The 15,962-nt window shown below is 72.9% G+C and carries 15 protein-coding genes; 8 read left to right on the top strand and 7 right to left on the bottom strand.

From position 1 onward, the window contains the following. Window positions 1–19: 19 nt before the first annotated feature. Both O1Q96_RS02265 and O1Q96_RS02260 read right to left on the bottom strand, forming a co-directional pair. Window positions 20–865, bottom strand: a complete 846-nt coding sequence (locus tag O1Q96_RS02265) for a TIGR03943 family putative permease subunit (RefSeq protein ID WP_419587034.1) — start codon at window positions 863–865, stop codon at window positions 20–22. An 8-nt stretch (window positions 866–873) separates the two neighbouring features. After that, window positions 874–1,884 (bottom strand): permease, encoded by a 1,011-nt coding sequence (locus O1Q96_RS02260; RefSeq protein ID WP_269246603.1) that lies wholly within the window; start codon window positions 1,882–1,884, stop codon window positions 874–876. Window positions 1,885–2,427: 543 nt separating this feature from the next. Here O1Q96_RS02260 and O1Q96_RS02255 point away from each other — a divergent pair. Then, entirely contained in the window at window positions 2,428–3,771 is a 1,344-nt protein-coding gene (locus O1Q96_RS02255; RefSeq protein ID WP_269246602.1) for a helix-turn-helix domain-containing protein, read from the top strand. A 122-nt stretch (window positions 3,772–3,893) separates the two neighbouring features. Here O1Q96_RS02255 and O1Q96_RS02250 read toward each other — a convergent pair whose 3' ends face one another. Next, window positions 3,894–4,466 carry a TIGR03086 family metal-binding protein gene (locus O1Q96_RS02250; protein ID WP_269246601.1) on the bottom strand — a complete coding sequence of 191 codons (573 nt, stop codon included), beginning with the start codon at window positions 4,464–4,466 and terminating at the stop codon, window positions 3,894–3,896. A 253-nt stretch (window positions 4,467–4,719) separates the two neighbouring features. Between O1Q96_RS02250 and O1Q96_RS02245 the strand changes: the two genes are divergently transcribed. Next, complete coding sequence (locus tag O1Q96_RS02245) at window positions 4,720–5,418, top strand: response regulator transcription factor (RefSeq protein WP_269246600.1); 699 nt, start codon at window positions 4,720–4,722, stop codon at window positions 5,416–5,418. Between the two features lie 163 nt (window positions 5,419–5,581). Here O1Q96_RS02245 and O1Q96_RS02240 read toward each other — a convergent pair whose 3' ends face one another. Together O1Q96_RS02240 and O1Q96_RS02235 are read right to left on the bottom strand one after the other, a co-directional pair. After that, the gene (locus O1Q96_RS02240) at window positions 5,582–6,796 is read right to left on the bottom strand and encodes a hypothetical protein (protein WP_269246599.1); all 1,215 of its coding nucleotides are present in this window, start codon (window positions 6,794–6,796) and stop codon (window positions 5,582–5,584) included. Window positions 6,797–6,901: 105 nt separating this feature from the next. After that, a complete protein-coding gene (locus O1Q96_RS02235; RefSeq protein WP_269246598.1) occupies window positions 6,902–8,128 on the bottom strand; it encodes a PP2C family protein-serine/threonine phosphatase in 1,227 nt (408 codons plus the stop codon). A gap of 224 nt (window positions 8,129–8,352) precedes the next feature. Here O1Q96_RS02235 and O1Q96_RS02230 point away from each other — a divergent pair, with 224 nt between their 5' ends. Continuing rightward, window positions 8,353–8,754 (top strand): hypothetical protein, encoded by a 402-nt coding sequence (locus tag O1Q96_RS02230; protein ID WP_269246597.1) that lies wholly within the window; start codon window positions 8,353–8,355, stop codon window positions 8,752–8,754. A gap of 140 nt (window positions 8,755–8,894) precedes the next feature. Here O1Q96_RS02230 and O1Q96_RS02225 read toward each other — a convergent pair whose 3' ends face one another. Continuing rightward, window positions 8,895–9,431 carry an SH3 domain-containing protein gene (locus O1Q96_RS02225; protein WP_269246596.1) on the bottom strand — a complete coding sequence of 179 codons (537 nt, stop codon included), beginning with the start codon at window positions 9,429–9,431 and terminating at the stop codon, window positions 8,895–8,897. Between the two features lie 307 nt (window positions 9,432–9,738). Here O1Q96_RS02225 and O1Q96_RS02220 point away from each other — a divergent pair, with 307 nt between their 5' ends. The 3 genes from O1Q96_RS02220 to O1Q96_RS02210 all read left to right on the top strand — a co-directional run bounded on the left by O1Q96_RS02220 (window position 9,739) and on the right by O1Q96_RS02210 (window position 12,669). Beyond that, entirely contained in the window at window positions 9,739–10,800 is a 1,062-nt protein-coding gene (locus tag O1Q96_RS02220; protein ID WP_269246595.1) for an ATP-binding cassette domain-containing protein, read from the top strand. Beyond that, entirely contained in the window at window positions 10,797–11,657 is an 861-nt protein-coding gene (locus O1Q96_RS02215) for an ABC transporter permease (RefSeq protein ID WP_269246594.1), read from the top strand. Before O1Q96_RS02220 ends, O1Q96_RS02215 begins: the two co-directional genes overlap by 4 nt. Window positions 11,658–11,781: 124 nt before the next feature. Then, window positions 11,782–12,669, top strand: a complete 888-nt coding sequence (locus tag O1Q96_RS02210) for a hypothetical protein (protein WP_269246593.1) — start codon at window positions 11,782–11,784, stop codon at window positions 12,667–12,669. On the opposite strand, the gene O1Q96_RS02205 is transcribed toward O1Q96_RS02210, so the two are convergent. Continuing rightward, complete coding sequence (locus tag O1Q96_RS02205) at window positions 12,584–13,906, bottom strand: aminotransferase-like domain-containing protein (RefSeq protein ID WP_269246592.1); 1,323 nt, start codon at window positions 13,904–13,906, stop codon at window positions 12,584–12,586. The genes O1Q96_RS02210 and O1Q96_RS02205 overlap by 86 nt on opposite strands. A 77-nt stretch (window positions 13,907–13,983) precedes the next feature. On the opposite strand from O1Q96_RS02205, the gene O1Q96_RS02200 reads away from it, so the two are divergent. Further along, a complete protein-coding gene (locus O1Q96_RS02200; RefSeq protein WP_269246591.1) occupies window positions 13,984–14,760 on the top strand; it encodes an alpha/beta fold hydrolase in 777 nt (258 codons plus the stop codon). Window positions 14,761–14,898: 138 nt separating this feature from the next. Next, window positions 14,899–15,954 (top strand): endonuclease/exonuclease/phosphatase family protein, encoded by a 1,056-nt coding sequence (locus O1Q96_RS02195; RefSeq protein ID WP_419586413.1) that lies wholly within the window; start codon window positions 14,899–14,901, stop codon window positions 15,952–15,954. Window positions 15,955–15,962 lie beyond the last annotated feature (8 nt).

The raw sequence follows: 15,962 nt of genomic DNA, 5'->3' as shown, positions 1-15,962 counted from the left end.
GGTCGCCGGCCGGGACGGCCTACCGCTTCTCGTACGGGTCCGAAGGCGCCCCCGTCCTTCTCACCGACACGGCGTCCAGGACCGGGCGGGCCGTGTCCGAGCCGGGTTCTCCCATGGGGTGCCAGGTTCCGGTGACCGTGACCCAGGTGTCGGGGGCCGGGGCGTCCGCGCCGCGGATCTCCACCTTCAGCGCCTGGGCGTCGGCGGCGCAGCAGGTGACGAGCAGCCGGGCGACGGACCAGGTGCCGTCGTCGGCACGGGTCACGAAGCCGGTCAGCCGGACCGTGCGGCCCTTGAGGGACGCCCCCGTGTCCCACTCCGCCCGGGAGGCGAAGGCGCCGAGGGTCAGGTCGACCGGGTTCCCGGCGGGGAGCTCGGGGAAGGTGCCGGCTCCTTGCGCGGCGACCCTCGCCTCCTCGCGTTCCGCGCTGTACGAGCCGAGGGCGGGCGGGGGGAAGAGGAGGAGGGCGAGGGCGGGAGCGGTGAGGAGCCAGGCGACGCGCGGATTGCGGGCGTGGTCGTGGCCGTGGTCCTGGCTGTGGTCCTCGTCCTGACGGTGGTCCTGGTCCTGGTCACGGCCTTCGTCCAGGTCATGGCCGTCGTCCTGGCCGTTGTACGGGACGTGGTCATCATCCTGGCCGTCGTCCGGGGCCGGGGAGTGGGTGGTCTTCTCGTCGTGGGCGTGGTCGTGGTCGCGGGCGAGCAGGCCCACCAGGCCGAGTGCGATCAGTGCCACGCCGGAGACGACGAGGTAGGGGCGGAGCCCCTCCTTCACGTACCGCAGGTACAGCTCGCTGAAGAGCGCGATCCTGAGCAGCGCCGCTCCGCACAGGAGCAGCAGCACGCCCTGGGGGCGCAGACGTATTCGCGGGCTCACAGCAGCCACCAGCCCACCAGCACGCTGCTCGCCACGGCCACCACCCACGTCACGGAGGAGAACCGCACCGCGAACGCCCGCCCGAAGGTGCCCGTCTGGAGGGCGATGAGCTTCAGGTCGACCATGGGTCCGACGACCATGAAGGCCAGCCGGGCCGTGGGGGAGAACCCGGTCAGCGAGGCCGCCACGAAGGCGTCCGCCTCGGAACACACGCACAGCACGACGGCGAGCACCGCGAGCAGCAGCACCGACAGCCAGGGCGACCCGGTGAACACGTCGAGCACGGACCGCGGCACCAGGATGTTGAACGTCGCCGCGGCGGCCGCCCCCAGGACGAGGAAGCCGCCTGCGTGCAGGAAGTCGTGCTGGAGCCCGTCCCTGAAGCCCCGCCATCCGCCGGGGGCGGCCGGCCCCCGGCCCGCGCGCCGTACGGAAGGCAGCCACTCCTCCTTGCCGAACCGCACCCACAGCCAGCCCATCACCACGGCGGTGGCGAGCGAGGCGACGAGGCGGGCGCCGACCATGGCCGGATCCCCCGGGAAGGCGATGGAGGTGGCGACGAGGACGACCGGGTTGATGGCGGGCGCGGACAGCAGGAAGGCGAGGGCGGCCGCCGGAGCGACCCCGCGCCGCATCAGGCTGTCCGCCACGGGTACGGACGCGCACTCGCAGCCCGGCAGCACGACCCCGGCCGCCCCGGCGACGGGCACGGCCAGCGCCGGGTTCTTCGGCAGCACGCGCCGGAAGACCCGCTCCGGCACGAACGCCCCGATCGCCGCCGACACGACCGTGCCCAGCAGCAGGAACGGGATTCCCTGTACGACGACGGCCGTGAACACGGTCCACCAGGCGGCCATCGCCGGGGTGGCGAGGTCGAGCGCGACCATCGGGCCGAGCACGGACCCGACGGTGGCGATGGTGATCAGCGCGACCCCGCCGACCACCGCGTACACCAGGGCACGGGCCGCCACCCTGGCCCCGTCGGCCACACTCCGTCGGTTCTCCACGCGCCTTGCTTCCCGCCCCGCCTCACCCGTTCGTACGTTCGGGCAGGTTATCGGGTACTTCTGTGCGGGACCCGCGGATGGGCCAGGAGAGACCTGTCGACGGGCGCGGCGCCCCTCAAGGGCATCGCGCCCGCGGCGGGCACGGGGAAAGGGCGCGGGGAACCGCGCGCCCAGCCCCCTTCGGCTCGCGGACGCGAACCGAAGCGCCCGGCGGAGCTCCTACTGGGGAATCGCGTTCGCCGCACTGATCAGCGCGGAGAACGCGATGACGGCAGCCCCCAGCGCGGCGATGAACCGAGCCGGGATGTAACGCGCGGCAATGCGTCGGAACACGGCGGCAACCTCGCATCGTCAACGTAGGCCAGCGTATTAAATGTGCGTCATCGTGCGTTTAACGCGCCGCTTAACCTAGGGCGTGTTCGCCTTCGGGGCAAGGGCCGCATTGAGCCGTTCGGGTTGCCGCCGGGGCTGTTTAACTCCCCCTTTTCAAGAGGAAGTTGGATAGCAGACGGGTGTAAGTCGCCTTACTGGCATGCTTACGCCATGGCCGAGCGCGACGACCCGGGAATCATCGGGCGCAGAGTGCAGCAACTGCGTACGGAACGCGGGCTGACACAGAAGCAGTTGGCGGAACCCGCCTACACCCCCGCCTACGTCTCCACACTGGAGGCGGGGCGCGTACGGCCCTCCGAGGAGGCCCTGCGGCACATCGCCGAGCGGCTCGGGGTCGCGTACGAGGAGCTGGCCACCGGGCGGCCCGCCCACCTGGCCACCGACCTGCGGCTGAGGCTCACGGACGCCCAGCGGACCCTGGCGACCGGAGAGGCGGAGATCGCCGCCGAGCAGTACACCGCGCTGCTCGCGGAGGCCGAGGCCCACCGGCTGGACGCCGAGTGCGCGGCGGCCCTCCTCGGGCTCGGCGAGTGCGCCCTGGACACCGGCGACCTGGCGACGGCCCGAATGCGGTTCGAGCAGACGGAGAAGCGGCTGGCGGACGCCCCGCTGCCGGTCCGGGTCCCCGCCCTGCGCGGCCGGGCGGTCTCGCACTACCTCGCGGGCGAACTCCGGTACGCCTGCTACCTGTTGGAGTCGACGCTCGACGAACTGAACCGGGGCGGACTGCACGACCCGGACGCCCTGCTGCTGCTCTACGCGGCGGTGATCGCCCCGTACATGGACATGGGAGCGCACGCGCGGGCCGCGCAGGCCGCCGAGTTCGCGCTCGCGCTGGCCCCACAGGTCGGCGATCCCGCGCTGCTGGCCCGTATGCACCGGTCCGTCGCCCGCACGATGATCGCCGAGGGGCGGATGGCCGAGGCCGACGCGTCCCTGGGAAAGGCGGCGGAGCTGTACCGGCAGCTCCAGATCCGCACCGAGCTGGCGAACTGCCACTGGATGCGGGGCTACCTGTACGCGCAGAACGGCGACCTGGAGCGGGCGGAGGCCGAGCTGCGCGAGGCGCTGGAGATGCATTCCGTCCAGCGCGCCGCGCTCTACACCAGTCAGGTCGCGGTGGAACTGGCGGACGTGCTCCACCGGCGCGGGAAGTCGCAGGAGGCGGCGACGCTGCTCCACGGCGTGCTGGGGGACCTCAACTCGGAGCGGGGGGCCGTCCATTCCGCGGCCGCGCACCGGTTGCTCGGCATCATCGCGGACGACGCCGGGGACACCGAGACGGCCGAGGAGCACTACGTCCGTGCCCTCAGCCTCCTCGAACGGGCGGGCGCGGCGGGCGATCTGGCCGATCTGTGCCGCCTGCTCGGCGACCTGCTCCGGCGTACGGGCCGGATCGACGCGGCCCTGGACGCGTACCGCACGGGACTCGGGCACCGCACCGCGCCCGGCACGACGACACTGGGCCCGGCACCGGCGCACCCACCGCTCTGAACCGCATCCACCGCTCCGAACGCGCACGCCTCACCGGGCGGAGCCGCCTCCCCGCGCACACCCCACCGGGCGGAGCCGCCTCACCGCGCCGCCGGCCCCGGGCGTCCAGCCGTCGCCCACGTCTACGCCCGCCAGGCCGGATCGCGTCCGAGGAAGCCCGCGAGCCGGTCCACGGCCGGCGCGTCCCCGGGCACGGGGACGATGTCACCGAAGGACATGCCCTCGCCCCGGTACCGCGGCGGCAGCGTGACCTCGGCGCGGGCCAGGACCTCCGCCGCCTCCCGCTCCGTGAAGGGGACCGGCCGGCCGGTGGCCACCGCCAGGTCCCAGCCGTGGACCGTGAACTCCATGAGCGCCATGTCGAACACCATGGCGGCGGGCAGCCCGCTCGCACCGGTCAGGGCCACCTCGCGGTCGAAGCCGTACTTCTCCCACCCGGCGACCAGCCCTGACGCGGCGGCGCGGAACTCACCTGCGGGGTCGGCCCCGCACCTGTGCCGCGCGGGGTCGGCGTCGTACGCGCGGCCGTTGCAGCGGGCCTCGAACAGCAGCAGCCAGCCGACGAGATGGCCGACCAGGGTCCCGACGTCGTACTCGTCGCACGGCGTCGGCGAACCGAGCTGTCCGGCCTCCACGCCCTCGATGAGGTCACCGGTCTTGGACAGAACACCTGAAAGCAGATCAATATCGGCCATGCCGCGAGTCTAGGAGCGCCCACGGACCCCGGTCTTGAAGAAACACGTCACGGAGGGGGCGCCCCGGACCGTCACGTCGAGGGCACCCCGGCGCGCGCCGGCCCGGGGTGCACCGCCGTCGGACGCTCCGGCTCCGTTTGCCGCGTAGCAGGTGTTACCCACTACCTGCCGGTACGTGTGACGATGTGCGACCAGCGATGTTGAAACCTCAATCGTCCCCACCCGCACGGCCGGTACAGCGAAGGAACAGGACATGACCGCCCCTGTCTCCGCGGCCCCCGCCCATCTCCTCGTCGTGGACGACGAGGAGGGCGCCCGCGGTGAACTCACCACGGCGATGGAGTTCCTCGGCTTCCGGGTGACCGCCGCCGCCACCGGCCACCAGGCCCTGGAAGCCCTCTCCCACCACAGACCCGACCTCGTGCTGCTCGACGTCGGCCTCCCCGGCCTCGACGGCTTCGACGTCTGCCGGACGCTGCGGACCCGGGGGCACACCATGCCGGTGATGTTCCTCGCCGGCCGCGACGACGTCGACGAAGGCGTACGCGGACTCGACCTGGGCGGCGACGACTTCGTCACCAGGCCCTTCGAGCTCAAGGAGGTCGCGGCACGGATCCGCGCCCTCCTGCGCCGTACCGCCGACCGCTCGGCCGAACACCGCACCCTGCGCGCCGGCGACGTACTGCTGGACGCCGTCACCTACGAAGTGTGGTCCGGCGGGACCCCCGTGCGTCTCACCACCACCGAGTTCGCCCTGCTGCGCTACCTGATGGAGAACCCCGGCCGCGTGCTGACCCGCGCCCAGATCCAGGAGCGCGTCTGGAACCACCGCGCCGAGGGCCCGGGCAGCGTCGACACGTACGTCTACTATCTGCGCCGCAAGCTGGGCACCCCCGGGCGGACGCTGATACGGACCGTGCGCGGGGCGGGCTACCTGCTGCGCGCGGACTGACCCGGGTGGTCCGCCCGCCGCGTCGCACCCGGTCTACCCGCATAGGGATTTCTGAGAGAAATCTGATGCGGGGCACACCATTTCGTGATCTTGGCTTGATTCACTCAGTACCTGGAAGTGCGCTCCCCGGCGGCTTCCGTCGACGAGGAAAGGCTCAGCCTCGTCACACCTGCGCCTGAAGCCGGCTGAGGTGCCGCTGGACGTCGTCCAGCGCGCCCTGCCGACGCCCCGGAACGCGCAGACGCAGGTCGGCCAGCGCGGGCCCGAGCTCACGGGCCCGCGCCGAGTCGTCGATACGGCCCCACTGGTGGTGCGCCCGGTCGACGGCCGCCTCCACCCCGGGCGCGTCCGCCGGCTGCCCCGCGGTCAGCCGTGCGTCGGCCACGGCCAGCCAGATCCGGCAGCTCAGCTCGGCGTCGCCCGCGAACTTGGCCAGATCCGCTCGTACCTCCATCCAGTGCACGACCTCGTCGGCGCCCGGCCCGTGCGTCCGCAGCGCCGCCCGCTCCCACCGCTCGGCCAGCGCGACGGCCTCGGCGTGACGCCCTCCCTGCACGGCGGCGGCGATCTCGGCGTGCGGGTCGGCGGGCGGGACGGGCGCGGGCACCTCCACGGGCACCACCACCGCCACGGGCACGGATGCGGGTGCGGCGGCAGGTGCGGGTACGGGTACGGGCTCGGCGGACGATGTGGGGTGGGCCGCCGGTGCCGTCCAGGCGGCTGCGGGAGCCGGGTTCGCGGGATCGACCGTCAGCAGCAGGTCTCGGCGGGCGGCGTCCGGGTCCTCGCCGTACGACCGGGTCAGTGCCTGCTGGTGGAGCTGCGCGAGCGGCGGGCGGTGACCACTGCGGAGGATCGTGGCCAGGGACTTCATGTACGTGGGCACCGCAACCGCGCGCCGCGGGGGAGGCGGGGCCACGCGGCCGTACAGCGCGGCGCCCGGTCCCACGGCGAGGGGCCGGGTGGCCAGGTACTGCCAGGTCTCCGCGTCGGCGTGCAGGTCGACGACCAGGGTCGTGGTGCCCGGGGTGCGCAGGCGGAGCTCTTCGGGGATCCAGTGCCACGGGAAGCCGGTGTAGCGGACGGTCGCGGGGGTCGTCCGGGCGAGCGCGAGGTGCGGAAGCCGCTGGCGGCGGTCCAGCTGGAGCTGCCCGGTGAGGAAGACCGTGAGCGGGCCGGGGGCCGTCGCGGCCGCGCGCAGCCGGGTGAGGACCGCCTGCGGTTCCAGGGGGTCGGCGAGTTCGACCACGTTCGCGGTGTCCGTGCCGGAGAGGACGGAGGGTGCCACCGCCGCGAGCACGGGGAGCACGGACGCGGCGTCCACGAGGCAGCTCCTGCCGGTCGGCGACGCCGCGAGCAGCAGTACGGTTCCTGGCATCGCCGTTGTCTCCTGCCCTTGGATCACCACGGTCAGCACCGTAACCGGTGCGGGTGCAAAGGGGGTTGGGGTGGGGGCGATAGAGGGCGGGTGATGCCGGTTTGTTCAGCCCTCGCGGGGTGTTCCGGGCCGGTCGGGCGGTTCACCGGGCCCCTGGTGCGCCCCGGCGGGCGCCTGCCGCACCGCGAAGATCGTCGTGTCGTCCGCGAGGCGGTCCGTGCTGTGGCGGAGGGTGCCCTCGCGGACCAGCTCCACCAGGTGGCGGGGGCGGGCGGCCGTGGGGTCGGCGGCGACGGCGCGGACGACATGTTCGCGGAGGGGGAAGAAGACGCCGTCGGCGTCACGGGCCTCGGTCACCCCGTCCGTGACGAGGAGCAGGGTCTCGTCGGGGGCGAGGGGCACCCGGCGGACCGGCGGGACTCCCGAGTCCGGCCCGGCAAGACCGCCCAGACCGAGCGGCAGGCCGTCACCGGGCGGCAGGACCCGCACCCCGGACGGCCCGACCACCAGCGGGGGCTCGTGCCCGAAGTTGACGACCTCGATGTGGCCTCCGGGGACGCCCGGCGGCGGGAACGCGACGAGGAGCGCGGTCGCGAAGCGCTCCACGCCCCGCGCCGGTTCCCCCTCCGGGTCCTCGCCCAGGTCCGTCACGTACTGCCGGTGGCGGCCCATCCGCACCTCCAGCCGTTCGGCGACAGCGGCCAGGGACGCCTCGTGGAAGCCGGCCTCGCGGAACGTGCCGAGCAGCGCGGCGGCCGCGGCGACGGCGGGCAGGCCCTTGCCCTGGACGTCCCCGAGGAGCACCCGCGTGCCGTACGGCCCCGGCTGGATGTCGTAGAAGTCGCCACCGACGCGTGCCTCGCTGTCGGCGGCCAGGTACACGGCCGCGTGCTCCAGCCCGGCCCAGGGGGACGGCATGGGGCGCAGCACGGTACGGCGGGTCGTGTCGGCCACGTCCTGCATGTGGAGCATCCGCCGCTCCTCCCGCACCCGCACGGCACACGCCGTCGTCGCCAGTGCCCCGCCCACCGCGACGAGGATGAAGTCGGGCAGCCCGGTCTGGTCCTGGTGCGGCCAGGCGGCGTCCACCTCGATGTACGTGACGAGGGCGAGCACGGCGAAGCCTGCCGTGCCCCCGACCCCGCAGATCGCCGCCGCGATGCCGGGCACGAGGACGATCCAGGAGATGATCCTGAACTCTCCCGAGGTGTTGCTGTCGACCGCGGCGATGGCGACGAGCAGCAGCAGGGGCGGCACCCAGGCGACGCTCCGCCCGCGCACGCGGAGCAGTTGCTGCCGCCCGGCGCGGCTGCGCGGGTCCGTGCCGCTCACTCGCCCAGCGAAGCATGGGCGGGTGCTTGGCGCACGCCGGGATGGTTCTTGGCGGCTCGTGTGTCGGGTGCGGGTGCGTGGGGGACGGTCGCGCGGTTCCCCGCGCCCCTCAAAGGCGGGGGCTGCGCCCCTGGCAGACGGGGCCGCGGCCCCCACCGACTTGCCGGGGCACTCCCCCAGGTGTGCTCTGGAAAGCGGGGGCGAGGAAAGAGAGGAGTGCTGTCATGGCTCATGCGGCACCCGCAACACCCGCGCCGGCCACGAAGCGGTCGGCGATCCCCGCGGTCACCGCGAAACTGGCGGTCCCCGCGCTGGCCGGCGTCGTCTACGGCCTGTGGACCTCCGGCATCGACCGGCACGCGGGCCCGATCACCGGCTGGAACGTCCTCCTGGGCGTGGTGTCGGCCCTCGTGTTCGCCGGGGTGATGTACGGCGTCCACACCTTCGCGCCGCGCCTGCCCCGCGAACTGCACGCGTTCGCGTGGGCGGCCTTCGCGGGCATCTCGTTCGGCTTCCTCTACAGCCTGTCGGACGCCAGCGTCCTCAAGTCCGCGGGCCTGTCCCTCGTCGTCACCGCGGGCGTGTTCGCGGTGGTGTTCTACCGCTTCTACACGACCGAGGACTGACCGGCGCCCGGCGAACGAAAGCGGTAGAGGCCGCACGAAAGCGGTTCCGGGCCCCGGCTTCTCGCCGGGGCCCGGAACCGCGCGGGCGTCCGGGCCTCACCCACCACTTCCCCGTCCCGGACGACCCGTCGTCCTCGGACTCACCGCCTGCCGGGCACCCACTCCCAGCCCGAGCCCGAGGCGTCCCAGGAGCCGGAGAAGGTCCAGCTCCACGTTCCGGACGCGGTCCAGGAGCCGGTGGAGCTCCAGGAACCCTCGTCGCAGCCGTTGCAGTTCCCGGTGTCGTGCCACCGGTCCTTCCAGTCCCCCTCGCAGGGGTCGGAGCACTTCGGCACCCCCGCCGTGCCGATGTCCACGAACGCGGCACTCGCCCAGGCCCGCGCCCCGACGAGCCAGTACCAGTACGGGTCGCCGAAGACCCGCGATCCGGTCGTGGCGCACGCGACCCGGTCCTGACTGCCGGGCGAGAGCCGCCCGAGGACGGCCGAGCCGGTGTCGGGGTGGGCCCGCAGGTTCAGTTCGCCGCGGGAGACGACGGTGCCCCACACGGGTTCCCCGTCGTCGTGGCCAAAGCCGCGGGAGTCTCCCGCGGTCGCCGTACCGGCGGCCGCGACGGCCAGCACACCACCGCTGACCAGGGCGATTCCAAGGGTCCGCAGAGCCGGGGTCACACGCATGATCGGCCTCCATTCCCCAGAACCAGGTAACACCCGTTCGGGTGAACCCTCCACCGGAGGCCCGTCGGGCACCGCCGTCACGGGCCCCGCGCACATCTCCCGCCGTCCGGCCGATGAGTTTTCGAACCGTCGGAGGTCTACATCCCGAGACGGATCGAAAACCGCGCCGCCGGACCGATGCCCTTCAGGGACGGCGGACGCACCCTTGAGGGGCCCCGGCAGCGAGGCGGGGGATCTCGGAGGACACCGGCAGGGCCACGGGCAGGCGACGAGCAACCACGTGAACGACGCGAATGGGCGGACCGACATGACGAGCAGCAAGCGCACCGACCAGTGGACCGGGCCGGCCATCGAGACGGCGGGCCTGGTGAAGACCTTCGGCGACAACCGCGCGGTCGACGGAGTGGATCTGCGCATCGAGGCGGGCACGGTCTACGGCCTCCTCGGTCCGAACGGCGCGGGCAAGACCACGACCGTGCGCATGCTGGCGACCCTGCTGCGTCCCGACGGCGGCGAGGCCCGCGTCTTCGGCCACGACGTCGTACGGGACGCGGACGCGGTCCGCAGCCGGGTGAGCCTCACCGGCCAGTACGCCTCGGTGGACGAGGACCTGACCGGCACCGAGAACCTCGTGCTGCTGGCTCGCCTGACGGGCCACGCCAAGAAGGCCTCGTACGACCGCGCGGCCCAGCTGCTCGACGCCTTCGGCCTGTCGGAGGCGGCCGGCCGGCAGGTGAAGAACTACTCCGGCGGCATGCGGCGCCGCATCGACATCGCCGCGTCCATCCTCAACACACCCGACCTGCTGTTCCTGGACGAGCCGACGACGGGTCTGGACCCGCGCAGCCGCAACCAGGTCTGGGAGATCGTGCGGGCGGTCGTCGCCCAGGGGACGACGGTCCTGCTGACGACCCAGTACCTCGACGAGGCCGACCAGTTGGCGGCCCGGATCGCGGTCATCGACAAGGGCAAGGTCATCGCCGAGGGCACCAAGGGCGAGCTGAAGGCGTCGGTGGGTGCGGGAGCGGTCCACGTACGGCTGCGGGACGCCGACCGCCGCCCGGACGCCGAGCGGCTGCTCCGGCAGGCCCTGGACGCCGACGTCCAGCTGGAGCCGGACCCGGTGGCGCTGACCGCCCGGGTCGGCAACAGCGGCCGGAACGGGAGCGGGGCCGCCGAGAAGGCGTCCCGGGCCCTCGCCGAACTCGCCCGAGCGGGCATCACCGTCGACAACTTCTCCCTGGGCCAGCCGAGTCTGGACGAGGTGTTCCTGGCCCTCACCGGAAAGTCCGAGCACCCGCAGACGCCGTCCGACACACAGCCCGAGACGCGGCACGAGTCGCAGCAGAAGAAAGAGGCCACGGCATGAGCACCGCGACCAAGTCCACCCCCACCGCGGACGCCGCGGACCTCGCGCCGGTCCGCGCCGAGAGCCTGGCCGAGGTCCTCGTCTCCGGCGAGCGGCCACCGCGCCCCAACGCGCTGCAGACGTCCCTCACCTTCGGCTGGCGGGCGATGCTGAAGATCAAGCACGTCCCCGAGCAGCTCTTCGACGTGACCGCGTTCCCGATCATGCTGGTGCTGATGTACACGTACCTGTTCGGGGGCGCGCTCGCCGGTTCCCCGCGGGAGTACATCCAGTACCTGCTGCCCGGCATCCTCGTCATGTCCGTCACCATGATCACGATGTATACGGGTCTCGCGGTCAACATCGACATCGAGAAGGGTGTCTTCGACCGCTTCCGCTCACTGCCCATCTGGCGTCCGTCGACGCTCGTCGGTTATCTGCTCGGGGACGCCCTGCGCTACACGATCGCGTCCGTCGTGATGCTGGCGGTCGGGCTGATCATGGGCTTCCGCCCGGACGGCGGTGTCCGGGGCGTGGTGGGCGGCGTCCTCCTCCTGATCGTCTTCTCCTTCGCCTTCTCCTGGGTGTGGACGATGTTCGGCCTGCTGCTGCGCACGGAGAAGTCCGTGATGGGCGTGAGCATGATGATCCTGTTCCCGCTGACCTTCCTCAGCGACATCTTCGTCCGCCCCGAGACGATGCCCGGCTGGCTGCAGGCCTTCGTCAACAACAACCCGGTCACGCACCTCGCCTCGGCGGTGCGCGGCCTGATGGACGGCTCCTCGCCGACCACCGAGATCGCGTGGTCGCTGGGCTGGGCCGCGGTGCTGATCGCCGTCTTCGGCCCGGTCACGATGAGGCTCTACAACCGCAAGTGACCCGGCGGGGCCCGAGCGGCCGAAGGCCCGCGGGTCCCCCGAAAGAACGCAATCCGCGTCCGGATGCAGTCACCCCGGCCGTGCCCCGATGGCGTGGGGCACGGCCGGGGTTCTTCCTTGAGGGGTGCGGAAAGTCCTCTCGGCGGTGCTGATCGTGCTCGCCTGCGTCCTCGTGCCGCTGGGCGGCCTCTCGGCGTGGGCGAAGTACGAGATCGGCGACACCGGGCGGTACGTCGAGACGATGGCGCCGCTCGCCGCCGGACCCGACGTGCAGGGCGCGATCGCCGACACGGTCACCGACGGGATCATGAGCGAGGTCGAGGTGGTCGGGCCGCTGGAGGGCGAGGTCCGCGCGTACGTGCGCAGGGCGGTGCGGTCCTTCACGGGTACGGAGGCCTTCCGCGCGGCCTGGAACACGGCGAACCGGGCCGCCCACGACGCCGTCCTGCGGGCCCTGCGCAGCGACAGCGAGGGTGCCGTGACCCTCGACCTGGCGCCGGTCACGGCCCGGCTCAAGGCGCAACTCGCCGACGACCGCGTGCCGTTGGCGAACCGCATCCCCGTCGAGCACACCGAGGTCACGGTCCTTCGGGCCCAGGAGCTGAGCTCCCTGCGAAAGGGGTTCCACATGCTGGAGGTCGCGGGTTTCTGGCTTCCTCTCACGGCCGTCGCCCTGGCCGCCGGCGGCATCCTCCTGGCGGTACGCAGACGCCGCGCCGTCACGGCCACGGCACTCGGCCTGGCCCTGGGCGCCGCCCTGCTGGCCCTCGCCACGGTCGCCGGACGGGCCCTGACCCTCGCCGGCCTGCCCCCGCACGTCTCCCGGGCGGCGGTGGGCGCGGTCTACGACGCCCTCACCTCGACCCTGCGCACGGCCACCTGGTTCATCCTCGCCCTCGGGCTCACGGTGGCCCTGGCGACCTGGCTCACCGACCACCGCGCGCGACGTCGCGCAGCGTCCGCAGCGCCTGCCCCAGCACCGGCACCGGAACCGACGCGAGCCCGAGCCTGACGGCGTCCGGCGCGCCCTGCGGCCCCACGGCGAAGGCGGGCCCGGGAGTGACCGCGATGCCACGCGCGGCGGCGGCCGCCGTGAAGGTGTCCGCGCGCCAGGGCGCGGGCAGCTCCCACCAGGCGTAGTACGCGTACGGATCGGCCCGCACCGCGAATCCGCCGAGCAGTTCCGCGACGATCCGCTGCCGCCGGGCCGCGTCCGCCCGCTTCTGCCCGACGAGCGTCTCGACCGTCCCGTCCCGGATCCACCGCGTGCCCGCCTCCAGCGCGAACCGCCCCGCCGTCCAGCCTCCCGACCGCAGCGCCCCCGCCACCGCGTCGACCCGTTCCTCGGGCACGACGAGGAAGCCGACGGTCAGTCCGGGCGCGACACGCTTCGACAGGCCGTCGACGACGTGGACGCGCTCGGGAGCGTAGGCGGCGAACGGCACGCCCTCCGCGTGGAGGAAGGACCAGATGCGGTCCTCCACCACGGGCAGGTCCAACTCCCGCACGACATTGGCAAGTTCACGCTTGCGTGCGTCACCGGCCGTCACCGAGGTGGGATTGTGCAGCGTCGGCTGGACGTACAGGGCGGAGAGCGGCGCGGCGCGGTGGGCGGCGACGACGGCGTCGGGCCGCAGCCCCTCCTCGTCCGTGGCGAGGGGGACGAGCGGGCATCCGATCCGCGCCGCGATCTCCTTGACCAGCGGATACGTCAGCGCCTCGACGCCGACCCGCCCGCCGGGCCGTACCAGCGAGGCGAGGACGCCCGCGATGGCCTGTCGCGCGTTCCCGGCGAAGAGGAGCTGTTCCGGGCGGGGCCGCCACCCCGACCCGGCCAGCAGTCCGGCGACGGCCTCCCGTGCGGGGGCGGTCCCGGTGGCGGGGACGGTACGGGTGGCCTCGCTCAGCACGTCGGTCCGCAACAGCGGCGCGAGTCCGCCCGCCAGCAGCTCCGACTGGCCTTCCACGGACGGGTAGTTGAGCTCCAGGTTGACGGCCGCCTCGCTCGTGGCTTCGGCGAGGGCCCGGCCGGACGGCACCGGCGCGGCGCGCACGAAGGTGCCCCGCCCGACCTCGCCGACGACGAGTCCGCGCCGCACCAGCTCCCCGTACACGCGTCCGGCCGTGGATCCCGCGATGCGCCGCCGCCGGGCGAACACCCGCTGCGGCGGCAGCCGTTCGCCGGCCTTCAGCCGCCCCGAGTAGATCTCCTCGGCCAGCCGGTCGGCGATACGCCGGTAGTCCTCCACGCCCACCCCTCCCTGGATTGCACCGAGAGCAAAGATCCTATTGCACCGAGGAGTTGCCTCGATCTAGGGTCCGTTTCATGGCTCCCTTCCTCGCATACGAGGACAAAGGCGTGCAAGCCACCACAGCTGTGCCCCTTGTCCTGATCCACGGCCATCCCTTCGACCGCACGATGTGGGCTCCCCAGGTGGCGGCCTTCTCCCCGGCCCGCCGGGTGATCGCCCCGGACCTCCGCGGCTACGGCGCGTCCCCCGTGGTCCCCGGGATCACACCGCTCTCCGTCTTCGCCGAGGACGTCGCGGCACTCCTCGACGACCTCCGAGTACCCGAGTTCGCCCTGGCAGGCCTCTCGATGGGCGGCCAGATCGCCATGGAGTGCTACCGCCTGTTCCCGGAGCGGGTGCGGGCCCTGGTCCTGGCGGACACCTTTCCGGCCGCCGAGACACCGGCCGGAAAGGTGTCCCGCAACGCGACGGCGGACCGTCTGCTCCGCGAGGGGATGGACGGGTACGCCGACGAGGTCCTCCACAAGATGGTCGCCCCGTACGCCCGCCCGGAGGTGGCCGCCCACGTCCGCCGCATGATGACGGGAACGCCCGTCGAGGGGGCCGCGGCCGCCCTGCGGGGGCGCGCGGAGCGTCCCGACTACCGCGAGCTCCTGACCCGGGTCACGGTCCCCACGCTGGTGGTGGTGGGCGAGGACGACGAGTACACCCCCGTGGCGGACGCGCAGGCCATGCACGAGGCCGTTCCGGACTCGGTCCTCCACGTCGTCCGCAACGCCGCGCACATGCCGAACCTGGAACAGCCGGAGGAGTTCAACGAGGCCCTGGCAGGGCTGCTGGCCCGGCTCTGACGGGAGGGGCGCCGGGGGCGCTCCGTGACCCCTGACGGGGCCCTCTCGCGCAACCCTTGTCACGCTCCCTCCGTCTTTGAGGGAGGATCCATGCAGATGGACGGGGTGGGAGGGACTGACGGGGTGGGAGGGGTGGGCGTGCGCAGTGCGACGGCCGAGGCGGGCCAGTGGACCGAGGACGAGGACATTCCGGTGTCGCGGCACGGCGGCACACGGGCGGGCGCGTGGTTCGCCGCGCTGCTGCTGCTCTGCGTGAGCGTCGTCATGGGCTGCCGCATCGCCGACACCGACGCCGTCACCCCCGTACCGCAACTGCTCGCGTTCCTGCCCTGGCTCCTCGCCCCCACCGCGGTCGCCCTCGTCTTCGCCGCACTCTCCCGCTGGCGCATCGGACTCGTCTGGGGTGTGGCCGCCCTCGCCGTGATCGCCTGGTACATCGAGCCGTACGGAAAGACGATGGAGCCCGGGGGCGTACCGGCCGCCGAGATCCGCGTCCTCACCTCGAACGTCGAGTTCGGCCGGGCGACGGACGCCCTGATCGAGGCGGTCGGGAAACAGCGGCCCGATCTTGTCTTCGTCCAGGAGTGCGAGCGCACCTGCGAGGAGAAGCTGGAGCAGGCCTTCGGCAAGAGCAGCAAGAGCAGCAAGGCCGAGGGGAACGGGAAGGGTAAGGGGCTCTATCCCTACCGGCAGGCGGTCGAGGGCACCGGATCCGACGGGTCCGTCATCCTCAGCCGTCACCCCCTCACACCGGCGAAGGGCATCCCCGCCACCTTGGGCATGCCCGGCGCCACCGCCGACGTGAAGGGCCACGCGATCCGTCTCCAGCTGGCCCACCCCATGCCGCCGCTCCCGTCCCACCTGGGCACCTGGCGCAAGGAGCTGTCCGGCCTCCGCGACTACGCCGCCGCGAACGTCGCCCGCCCGACCATCGTCGCCGGCGACTTCAACGCCTCCCAGGACCACGCGGCCTTCCGCCGCATCCTGGACACCGGCTTCATGGACGGCGCCCGCCTCACCGGCGACACCCGCACTCCGAGCTGGCCCGCCCTGACGGCCCCGGCCTTCGGCACCCAGATCGACCACGTCCTCGTGTCCCGGAGCTTCTCGGCCACCAGGACCCGGTTCCTGGACCTCGGGGACACCGACCACCGGGCACTCGTCGTGGACCTGACCCTCCACAAGAACCCCTGACGCGACGT

Origin of the sequence: Streptomyces aurantiacus, assembly GCF_027107535.1 — a bacterium.
Taxonomy (GTDB): Bacteria; Actinomycetota; Actinomycetes; order Streptomycetales; family Streptomycetaceae; genus Streptomyces.
Note: the sequence above shows the minus strand (reverse complement) of the source record. Positions and strands in the feature narration are given on the sequence as shown.